The following is a 16,886-nucleotide window of genomic DNA, read 5'->3' as shown; positions in this document are numbered from 1 at the left end:
ACATCCCCGTCTCAGCCGTGCCGCAGGAGCCTCCCGCGCAGGCGTTCGCGCCGGTCGGCGAACCGGTTCCACACGGTCTTCTGGAAGACCAGCGTCAGCCAGCCCGCGAGGGCCATGCCCACGATGTTGATGCCGAGCTGGAGCGCGCTGCCACGGACCTCGACCAGCTGGCCGAACGCCAGGCCGAGCGCGACGTTGCCGGCAGCGGGCACGGTGGTCACCGAGATGAAGGCGCCCGCAAGCCCACCGACCCGCGCCGACGTGAGCGACAGCACCCCCGCAGCCCCGGCGATGACCGCCACGATGAACGACCACTTGTCGGGCGTGTAGATGAACTCCGTACCCGGACGGGGCGCCGTGACCTGCTCGAGCGTGACCCAGCCGAGCTGCTTGGCCGCGAGCGCCGCCACGCACGTCAGGAGGATGGCGAGCACGAACCCGACCACCAGCGTCCAGAGCGCCATCCGGAGCAGGTGGGACCGACGGCGGACCAGCGCGATGCCGAGCGCGGCGATCGGCACGAACTCCGGCCCGAGGACCATCGCGCCGATGACCAGGATCTGCGAGTCGAGCACGATGGCGATCGCGGCGATGAGCGTCGCCAGGCTCATGAAGCTCAGGTACGTCCAGTTGAGCTCGGACTCCGCATAGGCACGCCGCGTGACGTCGATCCACACGACGGCGTCCGCGCTGCTGCCCGGGGCGAGCCGTTCGGCGTCGTAGCCCGGCTGCGACACCCACGTGTCCACCGGCTCGATCGTCAGCGTGCCCTCGCGCTGGACGCCGAGCTCCAGGAGCTCGTCGCAGAGGTCGTTGGCGGCCTCCCTCGCCACGTCCGCGAGCACGATGTCGCCCTCGGGTCGCCGCGACGCACCGTCGAGGACCGCCAGGCTGCTCACCGCAGGCGCTCGTTCGAGGACGGCGACGACGCCGCTCGTGAGGCCGGCCGGGACCGCGATCCGCAGGTGCAGCACGGGGCCAGTGTGTCGTCGTCGGGCGGGCGATCGTGGGAGCCGCTCCGCCGCAGGACGCGGACCGACCCGTGATCACATCGTCGGGATGGCGGGATTCGAACCCACGACCTTCCGCTCCCAAAGCGGACGCGCTACCAACCTGCGCCACATCCCGGCGCACCCCAGCAGGCCCGGGGGCCGACGGAGGTGCACGTTGCGCCCCCACGCACCCGGTACTCTGAGTGCCGCGGTCCGGGCTGTGCATGTGCAGCGCCGGACCTGTGCGGACGTAGCTCAATGGTAGAGCCCCAGTCTTCCAAACTGGCTACGCGGGTTCGATTCCCGTCGTCCGCTCCCACGCAGTACGTGATGCCCCCTTGGTGAAATGGTAGACACACCAGGTTGAGGTCCTGGCGCCGCGAGGCATGCGGGTTCGAGTCCCGTGGAGGGGACGCCCATCCATCCGTCCATCCATCCATCCACCCGTGGGTGGTTCCGACTACCCCGGACGACAGGTCGTCCCGGCTGTCCGACGTGGGCCGGTAGCGGTCAACGTCCACGTGGGTCGCGACTCGGTGCCGGACGAACCGAATGATCCTTCCGAGGCGGACGCCGTCCTGCGGCACCCCGTGTACGGCGACCTCGGCTGGGTCGGTGACCAACCCCCGCGAGCGCACCGCCGCGGCCGTGCTCGGGCTGCTCGACGCCGACGCACGCCGCCGCTGGGACCGCCGCTCCTAGGCGTCGGTCACGCGAACCGTCCCGGCTAGGGTCGCAGCGCCACGGTGTGGCGGTACCCGGCGGTCATGGACGCCCAGCCGCCCTGGGTGCCGACGCGCTGCGGGGTCACGACGAACACGCTGCTCTCGGGCTGCTCCTGCTCGGGTAGCCCCCACCGCCACAGGCCACCGGTCGTGTCGAGCGCCGCCGTGTGGAAGTACCCGAAGTCCACAGCCGCCCACGATGTGCCGCGGCCGACCTGCACAGGATCAGTCCGGGTCTCGAGCGTGCCGTCGCCCAGCTGCCCGGTGTGGCCCCATCCCCACGTCCACAGCGAACCGTCGGACCGGATGCCGGCCGACACGTCGACGCCGGCGGCGACCGCACGCCAGTCGTTCGCGACTCCGATCTTCGTCGGCGTCGGGTAGAGGGTGTAGGTGTTCCCGGCGGCCGTGACGGTCCCCCAGGTCCACAGCGTGCCGTCCGTCGCGATCGCGACCACGTGCGAGTCACCCGCCGCGACGCTCGACCACGTGCCAGTACCCACCCGCGCCGGCGTCTTGCGCCACTCCACGCTGGGGTCGCCCAGCTGACCCGAGGTGTTGTCGCCCCATGACCACAGCGAGCCGTCGCGCTTGATCGCCAGGGCGAACGAGCTGCCGCCGGACACGGACGCCCAGTCCGTGCCCGTGCCTACCCGCTCCGGCGTCGCCGTCGAGACGGGGCTGCTCGCCGAGCCGAGCGCGTTGCCCTCACCCCACGACCACAGGCTGCCGTCCCGGGCAATCGCGTGCGAGGACCGGCCCGCCGACACCGACACCCAGTCAGTGCGGTTCCCGACGGGCTCCGGGACTGCCCGGACAGGGTCGCCCCAGTTCCCGGTGCCGAGCTCGCCCCACGCGTTGCCTCCCCACGACCACAGCGTCCCGTCGGTCCGGATCGCGAGCGTGTGACCATCTCCGGCGGACACGGACGCCCACGCGGCCGACAGTCCGACCTGCGTCCCGGCCACGGGCGGGGAGTCCGTCGACGGGGGGCCCCACTCGAACGCACGGAACTTCGCCGCTCCCGCCACGCCGACCTGCACGTCGGCCCGTCCGACCGTCTTCGGCGCAGCTTCGTTGGTCCACGCGGTCACAGTGTGCCTGCCGGGGCCGACGGGACGGCAACGTGCGCCGGCGCACGCCGAGACGTCACCGTCGACGGAGAAGTACACAGCTGGTGTCACGTCGCCGAGCGGATTGCCGTAGGCGTCGGCACCGGCGGCGGACAGGACCACCGACGCGCCATCCGCGACGGTCGTGGCGCTCGGGGTGAGCGTGACTGACGCCAGCGGCCCGGGATCCACCTGCACCTTCGTCAGCCCGACCAGCCCGCCCCTCCATGTCGCCCTTACCTCCGGCTGCCCGACGGCCGTCATGGTGCAGGTCGCACCGATGCACGAACCCGTGCCCGGGACGACCACGGTGAACGTCGACTGGGCGGTGACGTCGACCGGCTGCCCTGTGCTGTCACGTCCGATGACCGTGAACGTCACCGCTCCGCCCGCCCGGATGTTCGCCAACCAGGGGGTCACCTCGAGGTAGTTGGGCAGCACGGTCTGGATGGCGGTCGCCCAGTACTCGGCGCTGGCGATGATCCCGCCGATGATCTCCTCGTCATGGGCACCGCGCTGCAGCGCGGAGATCCAGGTGTCGTGGCCGCTCGGGTCGAGGTGCCGACCGAGGAGGTCCAGGTAGTACCCGTCCACGACTGTCGCTAGGTGCTCCGTCGACAGCAGGAACCCCATCGCAACCTGCATCCGCTCGGCGCCGCGCGCCTGCACCTGGACCCAGGAGTCCACCTCCGAGGGAGCCGCGTCCCGGTGCAGGACGTCCCGGTAGAGCGTCCTGACCCAACCTGCGGGGTTGGAGCCGGCGAGCCTGTAGTACTCGTCGGACTGGAGGAACCCGGCCTCGATCCGTGCGACGGTCCAGCCGGTCGACAGGTTCGACACCCAGAAGCGCAGCCCCTCGGCGTCGGGGCCACGGCCCAGGAACCGCTCGTACGCGCCCGTCACGAGGCGGGCGCGGTACTCGTAGCTCGACGTGATCGAGTTCGCGACGGCGACCCGCGGCTGCCCGTTCAGCAACGCCGTCCGCCACGTCATGGCTCCCGACGGGTCAGGGCGCCGGCCGAACAGGTCGTCGTACACGCTGGCGACGTAGCGGTCGACCTGAACGGGGTCGAGGCCCGACGACCACGCTGCGGCGGGCGCCGCCGGCGCGACGAGCCCGAACGTCAACGCGATAGCGCAGACAGCGGTCGTGACCAGCCGACGCGCAGATCCGGACAGACGCACCATTGCCTCCCCGCGTGATGACGCGACGCCGCGTCGGCGCGAGTCTAGGGTCAACGCTCCCGGTCACGGGCCGATTCGCCAGCGCGACCGGGGTGGCCAGGCAGTGTGGCCGCTTGGTGGTACGCTTCGGCGAGAGCCCTCGCCATCCGAGCGGCGTCCGACCCCCGGGCCTGACGGCCGACCCGCCTGCGAGCCGCTAGTTCTCTCCTCGCAGGAGGCGGCCCGGGTCCGGCTCGACGAGACAGCCTGCGAACGTGACCGCGGCTCGTGGGTCGATCCGGGGGCGTCACCTCAACGCTTCGACGCCTTCGCCACTCGTGGCCGGCGCTCGCTCCTACCCGCTGCCGCACCAGATCCTTGCTGTCGCGGTGGACGACGGATCCCTCGACGGAACCGTTGACATTCCGGAACTAACGCGCGTAAGGTCGCCGCCAGCGGACACCCTAACGCGCGTTACCTCTCCACCTGATGCGCTCAGGGATGCCGCTGACCAAGTGTCAACGTCGACAGAAATGGTGTGCCGTGGCCGGCGAGGGATCGAAGGCAGTCCGCATGGGGGACATCGCCCAGCGGGTCGGGGTGTCCAGGACAGCGGTGTCGTTCGTCCTGAACAACCGCGACGACGGCAGCGTCTCGCCCGCGACCCGCGAGCGGATCCTGCAGGCCGCCGAGGATCTCGGGTATCGGCCGCACGCCGCAGCCCGGGCGCTGGCCGCTCAGCGGTCCGGCCTGCTGGGACTGGTGACGGAGATCGTGACCAGTCCGTTCGGGATGGAGACGGTGAAGGGAGCGCAGGACCGGTCGTGGAAGGAAGGGAAGTTCCTTCTCATCGCGGCGACCGACGGCAATCCCGGACTCGAGCGGGCGGCGATCGAGAAGCTGCTGGAGCAGCGTGTCGAGGGGCTGATCTACGCCTCGGGCTTCCATCGCGAGGTCACGCTGCCGCCGATCGCCTTCGACGTGCCGACGGTTCTTGTCCACTGCTTCGACGCAGACGGTCGCCTGCCGTCGATCGTGCCCGACGAGGAGGGCGGAGGGCACAGCGCGACTCGTCACCTGATCGAGGCTGGTCACCGACGCATCGGATTCATCAACCTCGAGCCCGACACGACAGCAGCGCGCGGCCGGCTCGCCGGCTACCGCCGGGCCCTGGTCGACGCCGGTGTCGCGCCGGAGGACGACCTCGTGAGGTCTGTCGACTCGTCGGCCGATGGCGGCTACGTGGCCGCGTGTGCCCTGCTGGGCCTCCCTGACCGTCCCACGGCGATCTTCTGCGGCACCGACCGCATCGCCATGGGCGCGTACGACGCCATCAAGGAGCACGGGTTGTCCATCCCCTCCGACGTCGCCGTCGTCGGGTTCGACAACCAGGAGCTGATCGCCGCGTACCTGCGGCCGAAGCTCACCACAGTCGCGCTGCCCTTCCACGAGATGGGCACACGCGGCGTCGAGATGCTCGGCGCCGCTCTGGCAGCAGGGCAGCCGATCGCCCCCGAACAGGTGACGATCGGCTGCCCGCTGGTCGAACGCTCGTCGGTCTGAGGTCCAGTCAGCCGATCGAGACCATTCCCACACCCTTCGCTCGCAGCCCAGAAGCAGCAGAGAAGCAGCACAGAGATGGAGAGCAGCATGATGACACGACCGACAACGTCCCGACGGGTGCGCGCACTCGGCGCGCTCGCCCTGGCGGGCGCCCTCGCCCTGACGGGGTGCGCCGGAGGCGGTTCCTCCGGGGCACTCGACGGCACCCAGCTCCTGCAGATCCCCCGGGAAGACGCGGCGACGTTCAGCCGCAACTTCAACCCGTTCTCGCCCAATGCCGCACCGATGACGCAGCAGGCGATCTACGAGTCCATGCTGGTCTTCAACCCCAACGACGGCACGACGACGCCGTGGCTCGCGACCGAGTGGACTCCCGCACCCGACGGGACGGGGATCACGTTCACCCTGCGCGATGGCGTCCAGTGGTCGGACGGGGAGCCCTTCACGGCTGCGGACGTGGCCTTCACGTTCCAGCTGCAGAAGGAGGTCGCCGGCGGCTACGAGTACCTCGACACCGTCACGGCGGAGGACGACGACACCGTCACCTTCACCTTCACCACCCCCTTCGCCCCGGCACTGTACGAGCTCGGCCGGCAGGTGATCGTGCCGGAGCACGTGTGGGAGAGCATCGACGACGCCGCTCTGGAGACGAACGAGACGCCGGTCGGCACCGGTCCGTACACGGAGATCATCAGCTTCGAGAGCCAGGCCTTCAGCCTCGGGAAGAACCCGAACTACTGGCAGCCCGACAAGCAGAAGATCGAGGGCATCCAGATGCTGGCCTTCGCCGGCAACGACCCCGCGAACCTGGCGACCACCAACGGGGAGACGGACTGGGCAGACCAGTTCATCCCCGACATCGAGAACGCGTTCGTCGCCGACGACCCGGACCACCGGCACTTCTGGTTCCCGGCGACCGACGGCGTGATCAACTGGCAGCTGAACACGACCAAGCCGCCCTTCGACGACGTGCAGGTCCGCAAGGCGCTGAGCATGGCGATCGACCGTGAGTCCATCACCGAGGTCGCGATGCAGGGCTACACCCACCCGGCCGACTGCACAGGGCTGTCCGACGGGTACGACGCCTGGCGCAACGAGTCCGTGGCGGGAAGCTGCGACTGGACCGATCGTGACGTCGACGGTGCCAACGCGATCCTCGACGAGGCCGGGTACACCCGCGGAGCAGACGGGACCCGGACGATGCCCGACGGCTCGCCGCTGGCGTTCGACATCTCCGTCGGAGCGACGTCGTCCGACTGGCTGTCGGCGGCGAACATCATCGACCAGAACCTCGACGACGTCGGCATCGACGCGACGGTGAACGCGCCGGACTGGTCCGCGGTGGTCGCCGGTTACGAGGACGGCAGCTTCGACACGGGAATCGTGTGGAGCAACATGGAGGCGACGCCGTACCAGTTCTTCCGCGGCGTGATGTCCACCGAGACGGTCAAGCCCGTCGGTGAGCAGGCGACGCAGAACTACCACCGGTTCGGGGTGCCCGAGGCGGACGCGCTCCTCACGCAGTTCGCCGGGTCCACCGACGAAGCGAGCCAGGGTGAGGCGATCGACGAGCTGCAGGTGCTCTTCGACGAGCTCGCACCGGTCGTCCCGCTGTTCCCCGGCCCCCGGTGGGGCGCGTACAACACGACGCGATTCACGGGCTTCCCGACGGAGGACGACCCGTACGCGACCCTCTCGACCCGCGGCCCCACCACGGTCCTGGTGCTGACCACGCTCGAGCCGGTCGTCTCCGAGTAACCCTCGCCCGCCTTCTCCCGCAGCTGCACACCCGACGGCGCACGCGCTGTCCCGCGCAGGCGCCGTCGGGTGCGCCGCACAACACAACGGAGTGAATGCCATGCGATTCGTCGTCAGCCGCCTGGGCTTCTACCTGGTCGCCTTCTGGGTCTCGGTCACCCTCAACTTCCTGCTCCCCCGCTTCATGCCCGGAGACCCGGTCTCCCGGATGCTCAGCCAGTCCCAGGGACGGATGACGCCGGAGCAGGTCGACCAGATGCGCGTCCTGTTCGGGCTGGACGAGCGCCCGATCTGGCAGCAGTACCTCAGCTACTGGCAGAGCATCTTCACGGGCGACATGGGGGTCTCGATCTCCCGGTTCCCCACCCCGGTGACCGAGGTCATCGCCAGCCAGATCGGGTGGACGCTGCTGCTCGGCGGCACCGCGCTGATCATCGCCGTGGTGGTCGGGAACTCCCTGGGGATCCTCGCCGCCTGGCGGCGGGGGGGCGTGCTGGACTCGATCCTGCCGCCGGTGCTGGTCTTCATCGGGTCGTTCCCCTACTTCTGGCTCGCCATGGGTGCGCTGTACCTGTTCGGGGTCACGCTCGGCTGGTTCCCCCTCCGGCACGCCTACAGCGCGGGGATGACCCCGTCCTGGTCGCCGGAGTTCATCGCCGACGTCGCTGCACACCTCGTCCTGCCCGTCACGACGATCGTGCTGGTGTCCATCGGCGGCTGGATGCTCGGCATGCGGAACACCATGATCGCCACCAACTCCGAGGACTACATCGTCATGGCGGAGGCCAAGGGGTTGCGACCGTCGCGCGTCATGCTCCGGTACGGCGCCCGCAACGCGACCCTGCCGGCCACCACCTCGTTCGGCATGGCCATCGGGTTCGTCGTCGGCGGCGCCCTGCTCACCGAGGTCGTCTTCGCCTACCCCGGCCTGGGGTACCAGCTCCTCGCGGCCGTCTCCGCCCTGGACTACCCGCTGATGCAGGGCATCTTCCTGACCATCACCGCCGCCGTCCTGGCCGCGAACTTCCTCGTCGACGTCGTCTACGTCCGCCTCGACCCGCGCGTGCGGGTCTCCTGAACCGGAAGGAGGAACACTCGTGTCTGCTACCGACCCAGCCGAGGTGCAGCTCCTCGTCGCCACGGATCACCGCGAGATCCTGAGCGGCCCCACCGAACCGGCGGCGCTCGACCGCCCCCCGCGACACCCGGTCCGTCAGGGCCTCGGGCACAGCCTCGTCGCCAACCGCAAGGCGCTGACCGGGATGATCATCCTCGCGCTCTTCGTCGCCGTGGCGCTGCTCGCCCCGCTGCTCGCCCCAGGCGACCCGTCGACCATCACCTCGATCGGAGCGCAACCGCCCTCGGCGGAGCACCTGTTCGGCACCACCGCGAAGGGGCAGGACGTCCTTGCCCTCACCATGTGGGGGGCGCGCAGCTCCCTGCTCGTGGGCTTCGTCGTCGGCATCGCGGCCACGTGCATCGGACTGCTGGTGGGCCTGTCCTCTGCCTACTTCGGAGGCCGGGCCGACAACTCGTTGTCCCTGCTCACCAACGTGTTCCTCCTCATCCCGGGCCTTCCGCTCCTGGTGATCCTGGCCGCGTTCCTGCCGACGGGGATGACCACGGTGATCCTCGTCCTCACGTTCACCGGCTGGGCGGGTTCGGCCCGCGTCCTGCGGTCCCAGGCGCTCTCCATCCGCGGGAAGGACTTCGTGGCCGCCGCGATCGTCACCGGTGAGCGTGCGGGTTGGATCATGTTCCGGGAGATCCTGCCCAACATGGCCTCGATCGTGATGATCACCCTGATCGGGTCGGTGATCTTCGGCATCGGTGCCCAGGCCGGCCTGGAGTTCCTCGGGCTCGGCGACGTCAGCGTGGTCAGCTGGGGCACCAACCTGTACTGGGCCAGCAACGACGGAGCCCTGATGTCGGGCACGTGGTGGGCCTTCGTGCCCTCAGGCGCTGCCATCGCCCTCGTGGCCTTCGCCCTGGCGCTGATCAACTACGGCGTCGACGAGGTCACCAACCCCCGGCTGCGATCCACCCGCCGGCGCAGGACCAGCCACCGTGCGGCGCCCGCCTCGGCAACCCACCAGGAGGTGAACCGATGAGCACGAACCCGTCGTCACGAGACGACGCGCCGGTCCTGGAGGTCGTGGACCTGTCCGTCGAGTACCACGGCGAGTACCGCACGGTGCGCGCCGTCGACCGGGTCAGCTTCCAGATCGGCAGTGGCGAGATCTTCGGGCTGGCCGGCGAGTCCGGCTGCGGCAAGAGCACCGCTGCCAACGCGATCATGCGGCTGCTGCGCCCGCCGGCCGTGATCACGGGCGGGTCCATCCGGTTCCGGGGACGAGACATCCTCACCCTCGACGCCGAGGAGCTGCGCGCGCTCCGGTGGCGGGAGGTCGCGATGGTCTTCCAGTCGGCCATGAACTCCCTGAACCCCGTCATGACCGTCGGTGACCAGATCGTCGACATCTTCACCACCCACGAGGGCCTGTCGAAGAGCAAGGCGCGGGCCCGGGCGGCCGAGCTGCTCGAGCTCGTGCGCATCGACCCGGCCCGCCTCCGGTCCTACCCGCACCAGCTGTCCGGCGGCATGCGCCAGCGCGTGGTCATCGCCATGGCGGTCGCCCTGCGGCCCCACCTGCTGATCATGGACGAGCCGACGACCGCGCTCGACGTCGTCGTCCAGCAGGAGATCATGGCGCAGATCGCCGAGCTGCAGCGCGAGCTCGGGTTCTCCGTCCTGTTCATCACGCACGACATGTCGCTGATGATCGAGCTCTCCCACCGGATGGCCGTCATGTACGCCGGCCGGTTCGTCGAGACGGCCGACTCGAAGACCATGTTCGCGGACCCGCGCCACCCCTACACGCGCGCGCTCATCAACGCGTTCCCGCCACTGACCGGACCGGTCGCCCCCCTGGTGGGCCTGGGAGAGGGAGTGCGGTTCACCGACATCCCTGACCTGCGCGAGGAACAGCCCGGCCACTGGGTCGCACCCGTGCCGGTAGGCACCGTCATCGATGGAGGACGATCATGAGCATCTCAGCGCCGGCGACTGGTACCCGTGCGGACACCGAGGCGGTGCCGGACGCCGTGATCAGCCTGCGAGGACTCAGTGTCGACTTCCCGGTCGGAGGCCTCTTCTCGCGCACGGTCGTGCATGCGCTCCGCTCGGTCGACCTGGACCTCGAGCGCGGGGAGATCCTGGCACTGGTGGGTGAGTCGGGCAGCGGCAAGAGCACGATCGCGCGCTGCATCGCCCGCCTGGAGCGGCCGACCGCGGGACAGATCTTCGTCGACGGCGTCGACGTGCTCCGCAGCGAGCCGAGACGCGCGTCCCGGGAGTTCCGCAGGAAGGTGCAGATGATCTTCCAGGATCCCTTCGGCTCCCTGAATCCGGCCCACCGGGTCCAGCAGTTCCTCGAACGGGCTGCCCGGCTGCACGGCCGGGCCAAGGGAGCCGACCAGATGCGGGAGCTCGTCGCGGAGCTGATGGCGACGGTCGACCTGCCTGTGGACATGCTGGACTCGCGCGCGTTCGAGCTCTCCGGCGGCCAGCGTCAGCGTGTCTCCATCGCCCGCGCGCTCGCCATGAACCCCGAGGTGATCCTCGCCGACGAGCCCACGTCCATGCTCGACGTGTCGGTCCGGATCGGCGTCCTCAACCTCATGCGCCGACTCCGTGACGAGCGCGGCATCTCGATGCTCTTCATCACGCACGACCTGGCCTCGGCGCGGTACGTCGCGGACAGGACGACGGTCATGTTCGCCGGAGAGCTCGTCGAGAGCGGCGCGTCCACGGCCCTCATGGCCCGGCCGGCCCACCCGTACACCCAGCTGCTGCTGTCCGCCGTGCCCGACCCGTTGCGGGCCGGCAGCTACGACCCCGACGAACGGGCGAGGCTGCGCGCCGCGGTGCTCGACTCGGAGTCCTGTCCTTTCGACGGGGACCCGAACCAGGTCTGCAGCCGGACCGAACCCGTCCGGCACGACGTCGGGCCGGCCGCGGACCGGCACTGGGTCCGCTGCCACCTGTACCGGCCCGCCGCGGACGTCGCCTCGCGGGCCCTGGCCGTGGACACGGTCGAGGGGTAGTCGCTCGACGCGCCCTGCGCGCCCCGTGCTGCCCGCACCTGCTGTGGGCCATGTCCGCGCCGATCCACCGACCCACTCGACGCCCGAACCTCTAGGACTTCTCGTGAACCCGATCCCCGCCGTGCCCACGGCCGACGTCGCCTCGCCCGCGCAGGCTGCCACCCCGCACCTGCGGCCGTCCGCCCACTTCACCGCCCAGGACACCTGGCTCAACGACCCCAACGGGCTGCTCCACCACGCCGGCGTCTACCACCTGTTCTTCCAGAACAACTCCGAGGGCAACATCTGGGGCCCGATGTCCTGGGGACACGCCACCTCCACCGACCTGGTCACGTGGTCGGAGCACGACGTGGCCATCGCGCACACACCCGAGGAGAACGTGTTCTCGGGCAGCGCCGTGGCCGACGTGCGCAACACCGCCGGCTTCGCCGGACCCGGCCAGACCGCGCTCGTCGCCGTCTACACCAGCGCGTACACCAGCGCGTCACGCCGTCCGGGAGTCCAGGCCCAGTCCCTGGCGTACAGCCTCGACGGCGGGGTCACGTGGACCCGGTACGCAGGCAACCCCGTGCTCGACACCGGGTCCTCGGACTTCCGCGACCCGAAGGTGTTCTGGCACGGCGGCGACGAGGGCCGCTGGATCATGGTCGCGGTCGAGGCCCAGGACCGCCAGGTCGTCATCTACAGCTCGCCGAACCTCCTCGACTGGACCCTGGAGTCGCGCTTCGGGCCTGCCCATGCCGTGGGGGGGATGTGGGAGTGCCCCGACCTGTTCCCCCTGGCGGTCCGCGGCACCGGCGAGACCAGGTGGGTCCTGGTGGTCAGCCTGAACCCCGGCGCCATCGCCGGCGGATCCGGGACGCAGTACTTCGTCGGCGACTTCGACGGCTCGACCTTCGTCCCGGACCGGGTGTCGGACTCCCCTCACCTCGCCGACTACGACTGGCTGGACTACGGCCGCGACTACTACGCGGCCGTGTCGTTCAACGACGCCCCGGAAGGCCGGCGGCTGATGATCGGCTGGGCAAGCAACTGGGACTACGCCAACGACACCCCCACCCACCCGTGGCGGTCCGCGATGTCTCTCGTCCGCGAGCTCGAGCTGGTCCGGTGCCCGGACGGAGTCCTGCGTGTCACACAGGAGCCGCAGCTCCCCACGGACGCGACCCGTCTCCAGGTCTTCGACGTCCAGGTGCCGTCGGGGCCGGGAGACCGCACCGACGTCGTCCTCGGATCCGACGATCCCCACGGCGGCAGGATCACCATCACCGTCGACGGGGACGCACGCACCATCACGTGCGACCGGAGCCGCAGCGGCGCCGTCGACTTCCATCCCGCCTTCTCGTCGGTCGACACCGCCCCCCTGCTCAGCGCCGACACCCTTACCCACGTCAAGATCGTCGTCGACGCCAGCATCCTCGAGGTCTACGTCGACGAGGGACTCGTCACGCTCACCCAGCAGATCTTCCCCCACGTGCCACTGACCACCGTGAGGCTGGAACCGTCGTCACGCAGCTGACGCACCGGTCGGGCCGGATGGCGACGTCCACGTCAGGTGTCCGGCTCACCCGAGGATCGCCGGACGTCTCGTCTCGACCGCCCCGGAGATCGTGATGCAGCGACACCTCTCGACGCAGACCCAGGAGCAGCATGCCGTCGCCTTCCCCCACCCGTCGCTACCTCGTCATCGGCGAGGCCGTGGCTGACGTCGTCCACCCGCTGTCCGGCCCAGCCTCCACCCACCCCGGGGGAAGCCCCGCGAACGTCGCCTTCGGCCTGGCCCAGCTCGGGGCCGACGTGTCCTTGATGACCCAGCTCGGCGACGACGACCACGGCCGCCTCATCCGTGCTCACCTCGCCGGAGCCGGTGTACACGTCCTTGCCGTGCCGGACCCAGCGGCGAGCGGTACCGCTACGCCGTTCGCGGTGGCGTACCTGGACCACACCGGAGCAGCGACGTACACGTTCGACATCAGCTGGACACTGCCGCAGGTAGACCCGCCCTGCACGCCGCTGCACGTCCACACAGGATCCATCGCTGCCCTGATGGCTCCTGGCGCCAGCTCCGTCCGAGCACTGGTCGAGGGCATGCGTGGCCGGTCGAGCATCAGCTTCGATCCCAACATCCGTCCCGCCCTCGTGCCCGACCACGACGAAGCTGCCGCCCGCGTCGAGCAGATGGTGGACCTGAGTGACGTGGTCAAGGCCAGCGACGAGGACATCGCCTACCTCTACCCCGGAGCCGATCCGGTGCAGATCGCCCAGGACTGGGTGCATCGTGGACCGGCGGTGGTCGTGGTGACCCTCGGCAGAGAAGGGTCCTGGTGCGCCACCCGGGACGGCGTGGTGCGCATCGAGCCGACCGTCGTCACGGTGGTGGACACCGTCGGCGCAGGTGACGCCTTCATGTCCGCCCTGATCGACGGGCTCGGTCGGGAGCAGCTGCTGGGAGCCGCGGGCCGCCCAGGACTGTCCGCCAACCGCAACCACGCCGTCCAGCTCGCAGCGCGCCGAGCATCCCGGGCGGCCGCCATCACAGTCTCCCGCCCGGGCGCCGCGCCACCCCGCCTCCACGAGCTCGACGAGGCCGAGTCCGGCGCCCCGTAAGCGCATCCAGTCCTGACGAGCTGACCGGCCGAGCGCTGCGCGTGCCCAGTGCAGCGCTCGCGCTGCGTCGACGGCGAGCTGCGCCCGCCGACCAGGAACCAACGACGGCACTCGCAGGAATCGCGGCCGTCTGTCGGTTCCGAATCAGTTCCAACTAGCGATGTACCGGAGTTATCACCCCAGGTCAGCGCGTTGTCGCGCGCAGTCTTCCCCACTGGCTACGCGGGTTCCATGCCCCCACCAGACGACGTCAGGCCACGTAGGCGAGCAAGACTGGCGCTTCGAGGCCCGGCCACGTGCCCGTGAGGGTGGACTCACGGTCGGCAGTGGTCGCATGTCGGGCGAGGCGACGGCAGATGACGATGCGTAACGCGCCAGACAGTTCCATGAGTGTCGTGGAGTCATCCGAGGACGCACTCACCTCACGGAGGGGCGGGACCTCACGCCTGCGATCGCCGCTCCCGGTCACGCGCACGCTCGGTTCGCGCGGGGCGTCGGAGCCCTCGACGATCTCATCGGCCTGGTCAGCCCCCGCCAGCAGCACGGACGCAAGCACGCGGGCATAGACGGGGTCCCCGGTCGCGTCGTAGATCCAGCGGCGCCCGAGCACCGAGTGCTCCATGGTGCAGATCAGGAACTGGTCCGCTCCGTCCAGCGGAGCGCCGCGATAGGTCAGCGGAGCCTGGAGCAGGTGCCCGCCGGCGGTCGACAGGACGTGCGTCTCGATACCGACCTCGCCGTCCGGATCGTCAAACCGGTACGCACCAAGCAGCTCGAACCCCTGCTCTCCCCAGCGCTGGGTGGGAACCCAGTCGGCGAGCAGCTCCGCCTTCGTCGGACGGATGGTGGCGCGGTGGATCAGGGCCATCGGCCGACCCTAACGTGAGACCGGACAACCTGAGTCGCGCTACTGGGCGGAGCCGGCCAGAGCGCCCGTCGCGCGTGTCCGGCATGCGCCCTTCGGCTCATCCCGGGCCGTCGACGCGTTCCTACGCTGCCGACGGAGCCCGTCGCCACTCTGCGGAGCACTCCGTGCTCGGCTGGTCACCGCTCGGCACCGCGTTCGCAGCTCCACGCGCATCAACGTCTCGGAAGGAGTGCCACGGTGCGGTGACGTCCTACCGGGACCGGCTGGTGGCCAGCTGCTCGTCGAGCGTGGCCATGAGCACCCGCGCCTCCTCGACGTCCCACGGCGTGCCGGCCAGCTCGAACTCGAACAGGACCGGCCGCCCGGACTGCGCTGCGACCAGTCTCGCTGCGTGCTGGTAGTACGACCCGAAGTTCCGGTTCCCGGAGCCCATCACACCCACCAGACGCCGCCTGTTCACCGCCGACGCCAGGAACCGCCGCACCGCTTCCGGGATCGTGTCGTTGTCGGGGTTGCCCGTCTTGTAGGACGGCGTCAGCAGGACCCACGGTCCGTCGACCTCTGCCAGCCGGTGCTCGCGCTCAGCCAGGTTGAACGCCGGTCGGCCCAGCCGATCGACGAATGCGCGGACCAGGCCGGACGTCGACGAGTAGTAGTAGATCGGCGTCTGCCTCATCCCCGTAGGCAACCACCCGGCGGGGGCTCGGACCTGGGACCACTGGCCACACCGCTCAGCTCGTTGGTGACGGGAGCGTGGACTGTTCCTGGGGACGAGGTGGAGCTCGCCGCCCGCGAGCTCGTCGAGAGCCTCATGTCGAGTGAGTCGGCGACGAGGGCCTCGACTCGCGCCGAGGCCCTCGCCCCGTCCGGCTACCCCGCCTTGCGGGAGTCGGCAAGAGCGCCGAACGGCGCCAGGAACTCCGACAGCGGTCCGAGCAGTGCTTCCGGCGCCGCTTCCGCCACCCAGTGACCTGTGCCGGGAACGACGAGGGTCGTGACGTCCTCGGCGATGGCCGACAGCGCACCGGCGACGGCTGCGCCCCAGCTCGCCTCACCGCCGATGCCGAGGACCGGCATCGACAGCTTGCGGGTGCCTCGCTCCCCGTTCTGCGCCATGGTCTCGTCCCAGTCGCGATAGAAGCCGAAGCTGCCTGAGAGGGCGCCGGGCGCGGAGAGGCCCGTGACGTAGTAGTCGATGGCGGCGTCGGGGACCTGACCTCCCTGGACGGCGAACTCGTAGCCGAAGAAGATCGCCTCGCGGCCCTCGACGAGCCGCTCGGCGATGTCTCCGGCGCGGTTGAAGGCGATGTGCCACAGCTTGTCGTTGACCTGCCGCGGCGCGAAGAGAGGCGGTGAGTGGTCCGGAGTGGGAGGCCCCGGGACCTCGGCGAGCGCCACCCGGTCCACCCGGTCGGGGTAGTCCGCCGCGAGGGCGTAGCTGATCACCAGGCCGGTGTCGTGACCGACGACCGCGAACCGGTCGTGCCCCAGCTCGGCCATGAGGGCCGCGAGATCGCTGGCGAGAGTCGCAGCGTCGTACCCGCTCTCCGGCTTGTCCGTCAGGCCGATACCGCGCTGGTCGACGGCGACGACCGTGTAGTCCTTCGCCAGCTCCGGCATCACGTAGCGCCAGGCGTACCAGCTCTCCGGCCACCCGTGCACGAGGAGCAGAGCAGGCCCGTCACCACCGACCACCGCGTGCTGGCGGATGCCGTTCGCGTCGATCAGCCGGCTCGTGAAGGTGGTCGTGAATCCGTCAGGCAGGTCGGGTGCCTGCATGACCGAGCCGAAGGTCTCGGTTTCCGGGGAGAACGAGGATGCAGTCATGAGGGAGCTCCCATCTCTGAGTGGTGTCCGGCGCCGAGTCGGAGCCAGCACCTGAACGCTGGCGCCCGCGACCCGTGTGTCGCGCCAGGGAGCACCCGGGTCCGGTCCCGGGTGTGGCCGGGCGTTCGACAGCCGATGGCACGTCGTCGGGCGCTCCGAACGG

General features: G+C 70.1%; 14 protein-coding genes and 3 tRNA genes. 11 read left to right on the top strand and 6 right to left on the bottom strand.

Annotated elements, in window-relative coordinates; all coding sequences use genetic code 11:
* Nucleotides 1–11: 11 nt before the first annotated feature.
* Together ACO06A_RS15895 and ACO06A_RS15890 are read right to left on the bottom strand one after the other, a co-directional pair.
* Complete coding sequence (locus tag ACO06A_RS15895) at nt 12–974, bottom strand: DUF389 domain-containing protein (protein WP_421733182.1); 963 nt, start codon at nt 972–974, stop codon at nt 12–14.
* An 80-nt stretch (nt 975–1,054) separates the two neighbouring features.
* A tRNA-Pro gene (locus ACO06A_RS15890) sits at nt 1,055–1,128 on the bottom strand.
* A gap of 108 nt (nt 1,129–1,236) precedes the next feature.
* Here ACO06A_RS15890 and ACO06A_RS15885 point away from each other — a divergent pair.
* The 3 genes from ACO06A_RS15885 to ACO06A_RS15875 all read left to right on the top strand — a co-directional run bounded on the left by ACO06A_RS15885 (nt 1,237) and on the right by ACO06A_RS15875 (nt 1,694).
* A tRNA-Gly gene (locus tag ACO06A_RS15885) sits at nt 1,237–1,307 on the top strand.
* Between the two features lie 17 nt (nt 1,308–1,324).
* Nucleotides 1,325–1,407 (top strand) — tRNA-Leu (locus ACO06A_RS15880).
* Between the two features lie 137 nt (nt 1,408–1,544).
* Nucleotides 1,545–1,694: a hypothetical protein gene (locus tag ACO06A_RS15875; protein ID WP_421733181.1), complete on the top strand. Its 150-nt coding sequence runs from the start codon at nt 1,545–1,547 to the stop codon at nt 1,692–1,694.
* Nucleotides 1,695–1,719: 25 nt separating this feature from the next.
* Here the strand turns inward: ACO06A_RS15875 and ACO06A_RS15870 are convergent, their stop codons facing one another.
* Nucleotides 1,720–3,957, bottom strand: coding sequence for a DUF4214 domain-containing protein (locus tag ACO06A_RS15870; RefSeq protein WP_421733180.1), 2,238 nt, complete (start codon nt 3,955–3,957; stop codon nt 1,720–1,722).
* A gap of 609 nt (nt 3,958–4,566) precedes the next feature.
* On the opposite strand from ACO06A_RS15870, the gene ACO06A_RS15865 reads away from it, so the two are divergent.
* The 8 genes from ACO06A_RS15865 to ACO06A_RS15830 all read left to right on the top strand — a co-directional run bounded on the left by ACO06A_RS15865 (nt 4,567) and on the right by ACO06A_RS15830 (nt 14,028).
* Nucleotides 4,567–5,556, top strand: a complete 990-nt coding sequence (locus ACO06A_RS15865; RefSeq protein ID WP_421733179.1) for a LacI family DNA-binding transcriptional regulator — start codon at nt 4,567–4,569, stop codon at nt 5,554–5,556.
* 87 nt (nt 5,557–5,643) lie between these two features.
* Nucleotides 5,644–7,314 carry an ABC transporter substrate-binding protein gene (locus ACO06A_RS15860; RefSeq protein WP_421733178.1) on the top strand — a complete coding sequence of 557 codons (1,671 nt, stop codon included), beginning with the start codon at nt 5,644–5,646 and terminating at the stop codon, nt 7,312–7,314.
* A gap of 100 nt (nt 7,315–7,414) precedes the next feature.
* The gene (locus ACO06A_RS15855) at nt 7,415–8,392 is read left to right on the top strand and encodes an ABC transporter permease (protein ID WP_055921620.1); all 978 of its coding nucleotides are present in this window, start codon (nt 7,415–7,417) and stop codon (nt 8,390–8,392) included.
* 19 nt (nt 8,393–8,411) lie between these two features.
* A complete protein-coding gene (locus ACO06A_RS15850) occupies nt 8,412–9,425 on the top strand; it encodes an ABC transporter permease (RefSeq protein ID WP_421733177.1) in 1,014 nt (337 codons plus the stop codon).
* Nucleotides 9,422–10,363 carry an ABC transporter ATP-binding protein gene (locus ACO06A_RS15845; RefSeq protein ID WP_421733176.1) on the top strand — a complete coding sequence of 314 codons (942 nt, stop codon included), beginning with the start codon at nt 9,422–9,424 and terminating at the stop codon, nt 10,361–10,363. The genes ACO06A_RS15850 and ACO06A_RS15845 overlap by 4 nt, the downstream gene beginning before the upstream one ends.
* Entirely contained in the window at nt 10,360–11,421 is a 1,062-nt protein-coding gene (locus tag ACO06A_RS15840; protein ID WP_421733175.1) for an ATP-binding cassette domain-containing protein, read from the top strand. Before ACO06A_RS15845 ends, ACO06A_RS15840 begins: the two co-directional genes overlap by 4 nt.
* A gap of 103 nt (nt 11,422–11,524) precedes the next feature.
* Nucleotides 11,525–12,940, top strand: coding sequence for a glycoside hydrolase family 32 protein (locus ACO06A_RS15835; protein ID WP_421733174.1), 1,416 nt, complete (start codon nt 11,525–11,527; stop codon nt 12,938–12,940).
* A 131-nt stretch (nt 12,941–13,071) separates the two neighbouring features.
* Nucleotides 13,072–14,028, top strand: a complete 957-nt coding sequence (locus ACO06A_RS15830; protein WP_421733173.1) for a carbohydrate kinase family protein — start codon at nt 13,072–13,074, stop codon at nt 14,026–14,028.
* Between the two features lie 250 nt (nt 14,029–14,278).
* Here the strand turns inward: ACO06A_RS15830 and ACO06A_RS15825 are convergent, their stop codons facing one another.
* From ACO06A_RS15825 to ACO06A_RS15815, 3 genes are all read right to left on the bottom strand, one after another.
* Nucleotides 14,279–14,896, bottom strand: a complete 618-nt coding sequence (locus tag ACO06A_RS15825) for a CG0192-related protein (RefSeq protein WP_421733172.1) — start codon at nt 14,894–14,896, stop codon at nt 14,279–14,281.
* A 250-nt stretch (nt 14,897–15,146) separates the two neighbouring features.
* A complete protein-coding gene (gene nrdI, locus ACO06A_RS15820) occupies nt 15,147–15,572 on the bottom strand; it encodes a class Ib ribonucleoside-diphosphate reductase assembly flavoprotein NrdI (RefSeq protein ID WP_421733171.1) in 426 nt (141 codons plus the stop codon).
* Between the two features lie 194 nt (nt 15,573–15,766).
* Complete coding sequence (locus ACO06A_RS15815; protein ID WP_421733170.1) at nt 15,767–16,723, bottom strand: alpha/beta fold hydrolase; 957 nt, start codon at nt 16,721–16,723, stop codon at nt 15,767–15,769.
* Nucleotides 16,724–16,886: the final 163 nt, after the last annotated feature.

The organism is Cellulomonas sp., assembly GCF_965229465.1.
GTDB lineage: Bacteria > Actinomycetota > Actinomycetes > Actinomycetales > Cellulomonadaceae > Cellulomonas.
The sequence above is the reverse complement of the archived record's forward strand: the minus strand, read 5'-3'. Positions and strand labels throughout refer to the sequence as shown.

What these genes read in the sequence shown, in the direction of transcription:
- ACO06A_RS15875 (WP_421733181.1), top strand. Translation starts at nt 1,545, where the DNA reads ATGATCCTTCCGAGGCGGACGCCGTCCTGCGGCACCCCGTGTACGGCG.
- ACO06A_RS15865 (WP_421733179.1), top strand. Translation starts at nt 4,567, where the DNA reads ATGGGGGACATCGCCCAGCGGGTCGGGGTGTCCAGGACAGCGGTGTCG.
- ACO06A_RS15860 (WP_421733178.1), top strand. Translation starts at nt 5,644, where the DNA reads ATGATGACACGACCGACAACGTCCCGACGGGTGCGCGCACTCGGCGCG.
- ACO06A_RS15855 (WP_055921620.1), top strand. Translation starts at nt 7,415, where the DNA reads ATGCGATTCGTCGTCAGCCGCCTGGGCTTCTACCTGGTCGCCTTCTGG.
- ACO06A_RS15845 (WP_421733176.1), top strand. Translation starts at nt 9,422, where the DNA reads ATGAGCACGAACCCGTCGTCACGAGACGACGCGCCGGTCCTGGAGGTC.
- ACO06A_RS15840 (WP_421733175.1), top strand. Translation starts at nt 10,360, where the DNA reads ATGAGCATCTCAGCGCCGGCGACTGGTACCCGTGCGGACACCGAGGCG.
- ACO06A_RS15830 (WP_421733173.1), top strand. Translation starts at nt 13,072, where the DNA reads ATGCCGTCGCCTTCCCCCACCCGTCGCTACCTCGTCATCGGCGAGGCC.
- ACO06A_RS15825 (WP_421733172.1), bottom strand. Translation starts at nt 14,896, where the DNA reads ATGGCCCTGATCCACCGCGCCACCATCCGTCCGACGAAGGCGGAGCTG.
- nrdI (WP_421733171.1), bottom strand. Translation starts at nt 15,572, where the DNA reads ATGAGGCAGACGCCGATCTACTACTACTCGTCGACGTCCGGCCTGGTC.
- ACO06A_RS15815 (WP_421733170.1), bottom strand. Translation starts at nt 16,723, where the DNA reads ATGACTGCATCCTCGTTCTCCCCGGAAACCGAGACCTTCGGCTCGGTC.